Source organism: Acidiphilium sp. (assembly GCF_049977125.1).
GTDB lineage: Bacteria > Pseudomonadota > Alphaproteobacteria > Acetobacterales > Acetobacteraceae > Acidiphilium.
Map to the genome: position 1 here is coordinate 1 of NZ_JBMFGY010000223.1, position 3,736 is coordinate 3,736.

The 3,736-nt window shown below is 55.5% G+C and carries 4 protein-coding genes; 3 read left to right on the forward strand and 1 reads right to left on the reverse strand.

Annotated elements, in window-relative coordinates:
* The 3 genes from ACP5E6_RS17070 to ACP5E6_RS17080 all read left to right on the forward strand — a co-directional run.
* Nucleotides 1-394: ribbon-helix-helix domain-containing protein (locus ACP5E6_RS17070; protein ID WP_427956195.1), on the forward strand; the 394-nt coding region annotated here is incomplete at its 5' end.
* The gene (locus ACP5E6_RS17075) at nt 391-1,317 is read left to right on the forward strand and encodes a DNA-methyltransferase (RefSeq protein ID WP_427956197.1); all 927 of its coding nucleotides are present in this window, start codon (nt 391-393) and stop codon (nt 1,315-1,317) included. The genes ACP5E6_RS17070 and ACP5E6_RS17075, both read left to right, overlap by 4 nt.
* On the forward strand, nt 1,314-2,198 hold the full coding sequence (locus ACP5E6_RS17080) for a DNA adenine methylase (RefSeq protein ID WP_427956199.1): 885 nt from the start codon (nt 1,314-1,316) through the stop codon (nt 2,196-2,198). The genes ACP5E6_RS17075 and ACP5E6_RS17080 overlap by 4 nt, the downstream gene beginning before the upstream one ends.
* Here ACP5E6_RS17080 and ACP5E6_RS17085 read toward each other — a convergent pair.
* Nucleotides 2,188-3,736 (reverse strand): hypothetical protein (locus tag ACP5E6_RS17085; protein WP_427956200.1); only part of this gene is annotated, 1,549 nt, incomplete at its 5' end. The genes ACP5E6_RS17080 and ACP5E6_RS17085 overlap by 11 nt on opposite strands.

Consider the following 3,736-nt stretch of genomic DNA (forward strand, 5'->3'; position numbering starts at 1 on the left):
GCCAGCAAAGGCAGGGGGTTGGATTCTCAGAATATGGGGTCTCTCAAAAACGGCCGCTTGTGAGAGTAGTTTATTCAGAAAACTTTGTTTTTTGGTAGGTGATTTAGCGCTTGCAGAAGCTATAAACTTATGGCAGTATGAATGCATGCATTCAAGAATGCAGGAGAATAGAGCTATGTCGCAAGCTACGTTAGAAACGGGACCACGCGGAGGGCGCACAGGTCAACCCCCTAGCCGTGTCGGCAAGAAGGGTGTCACTTTCTACCTTGATCCCGATGCTATGAAGCAGCTTCGCGGAATCGGTGTCGAAGAAGATGTCACGTTGCAAGGGCTCATGATCGAGGCGGCAAACATGCTTTTTAAGAGTCGAGGAAAGGCGGAAATCGCAAAATGAGTACCAAAGCCGCGCTGGTCGCAACTCCCGATCAACCGAAACGCAAAGGCCGACCGCGTAGGGACGCGACAACCCAAGGATCGGTCGTGACTGTCACGCCGATCATGCCGCATCACATTTCAGGAGGCTTCGCTCTAGATGTGAACGCGGTTCATGCGGGTAACTTCATCGAACTAGCGGCGTCGCTGCCAGATAAGAGCGTCGATATCATCATTGCTGACCCGCCATATAACGCGAGCAAGGGTAATATATGGTCGATGCAATATGGCACCCTTCCTGGCTTTGGCGGCACTTGGCAAAAGATCTCAGAGGTGTGGGATGACATGCCTCTAGACAAGTATTTGGCCTTCACGTTGAGCTGGTTGGCCGAGGCCAAGCGGTTATTGAAGCCTACCGGCTCTATGTGGGTTCACGGCACTTATCATAACGCCGGTATTACCAACGTCGCCATGCAAATGCTCGAAATAGAGATTATCAACGAGATTATCTGGTATAAGCGCAACAGCTTTCCAAACCTCTCCGGGCGACGATTGACCGCGAGCCATGAGACTATCTTGTGGGCGCATCGAGGCGGCAAGCGCGCCTATAATTTCAATTACGAGCGTTCCAAGGAAGGTGACTTTTCCGACGACCAGTTGAAGGCCCCTGGGAAGCAGATGCGAACCGTTTGGGATTTGCCAAATAACAAACCCCGCGAAGAACAGGCTTTCGGCAGGCATCCGGCTCAGAAACCCGTTCGCCTCGCCAGAAGGTTTATTCAGCTTTCCGCGCGTTCTGGTGATCTTTGCTTGGTGCCATTTGCTGGATCAGGCAGTGAATGTGTCGCTGCCAAGCAGGAAGGACTAAGTTTCATCGGATTTGAAACTGATCCGGCTTATGTCAAGATCGCCGACCGGCGTCTCAACGCTGTAGGTGCGGGATGAACCCGGCTCAGGCTCTTCTATTCGATGCCGAGGAGATGCCGATCTTTGCGCCGCAACGCGAAAGCCATACGTCGCATGGAGACGTACCATCTCTGCTGAAATGGACCGGCAGCAAGCGTAGTCAGGCTACGCGGATCGCGGCCTATGCCCCGGCATTCAATCGCTACTACGAGCCATTTCTTGGAGGCGGAGCGCTTCTCTACCTAATGGCGAAACCGGGCGCGGTCGCGGCCGATATCTACGCGCCGCTCACCGCCTTTTGGACAATGGTGCGCGACAATCCGGAGCGACTAATCGCCGACTATGCGCGTCAATGGGAGGCATTGCAGGCCGACTTACCCGGATATTTCTATGTTGTGCGCGACCGCTTCAACATGACGCGGCAGCCCGAAGATTTGAATTTTCTCATGCGAACCTGCGTGAACGGCATCGTGAGGTTCAACAATAAAAGTGATTTTAACAATTCCTTCCATCTGTCCCGGAAAGGCATGTTGCCGCGCCGCTTCGCTGGCATTGTGCGCTTATGGACGGACAAGCTGAGGGGTGTTGAGATCCGTAGCGGTGATTTTGAGGAAACTATCGCCGATGCGCAGGCAGGGGACTTCGTATATCTTGATCCGCCCTACGCCGGAAATAAGCAGCGTTATATCAGCGATCTGGACGTAGCCCGATTCGGCGACGTGCTTGATCACCTCAACCGCCGTGGCGTCCGATGGGCATTGTCCTTTGATGGCGTCAGAGGTGGCACGATCTACGATCATACAATCCCGAGCGATATCTACCGCCGCAAGGTGCTCCTCAATAGCGGCTATAGCGCCATTGCCAAGGTTCTAAACGGTCCGGTTGAAATGGTGACAGAAAGCCTCTACCTCAATTATTGACCTTCACCACAACGAATTGGCCCCACGACGATAGCGAGGCCAGATAACCGACGAGCGACTTGCCCTTCGCGGTATCACCGCGAAGGTGCAGGTCGCACCGATCGGCATCTGCCGAAAAGGAAACCCCGATCTGTAGATCGAGATCTGTTCCGTCAGGGATATCCCAGAATGGATCGCCGACGTCGCTCAAATACGCTCCGGCTGATACGAAACTGACCGATTGCGGTGCCCAGGAGCCACCATAGATCGCCCATGGATCGAGTTTTTTGCCACGCTGGATGCTCGGAACGGATTCAAAAAGGGCTTCGGTATATCGGATCAAGCGAGGACCGATTCTCAACTCGAGAGCGCTCGCTCGCTCCTTGGATTCTACGCATAGGCATACGGTTCCTCCTTCGTGCCCGAAGATCGCGAAAACATGGTCCGGCCGCTTTGCGCCTTCAGCTGAGACACGCGGCAGGGTCAGCCAGCGATACTCCGGCGCATCCTTGGCCCATCGAAACGAAATCCCGCTCCAGTCCCCGCCGGGCGGATTGCACATGCCCTCGAAAGCGACGTCGTCACCAAGAGATTCAAGGGCGACATGCACGGCGGTATCCACGTCCTGTTCGCCAAGCGACAGCACGCGAGGCTGTACCATCAGCGGCGTGTCATCATTTTCGAAAATGGCTGCCCAGGCGTCTTTTCGATACCCGCGCGGCGTGTTCGCTGGCTTGCGTGCGCTATCGACCAGCAAGCCGTCGCTCACAGCCATGACGGACTCCCATAGACCGTTGCCCTCGGCGAGAGAAACCGGATTGGCGGCGAGTTTCTGCCAATGAGACAACGGCGCAGGACCGTAAACGAACGTCAGCAGTTCAGTATCATCGCCGACCAACATGCGCGCGAGTGGCGCAAGACCGCGATCGGGCCGCGCGTCATCCCCACGCGGCTTGAACCCCATCACCCAAGCTATTGCCAGGTGCGCAACATCTTGGGCCAGCCAAGCCACAAAATCATCGGCCATGTCGCCATAGATGACCTTGGCGCTTGATGTGAACGCTGCACGCCTATCCTTGGGCACGAACGAGAGCGGCAGCTTCGAGGAAGTCAGTCCGAAGCTGTCTCGCGAGCCGAGCGTCATGAAGGATCGGGCGGTATCGGTCAAGCTGCCGATATAGGCGGTTTTACTCCATGCCAAGCGTGCATCACTGCTCAGGTAATCCGGTAAAGTTTCACCTACCTCCAGCGCAGTTTTCGCCTCGCGCCATTGCACGCCAGAGAGTCCATCCTGACGCTTTTTCGATGTGGCCAGCAGTTCGACTAAGGCGAAGCACTTTTTGCCTAGAGCTTCAGCGGCGTGCTCGGTTGCGTTGCCGAGCACGGCTAGCCTCAGAAAATCGAGGAACTCGGCTTTGCCGAAGATCGGATTATACCGATCGATTGTCTCGGCACGGGCACCGGGATTCGCCTCGTAAACCGGAAGGCAGACCGATCTTTGGTACTGCGTGATGGCGTAGAAGCTGAACGGGATCGCTGGATTTGGCATCCTTTCAGCT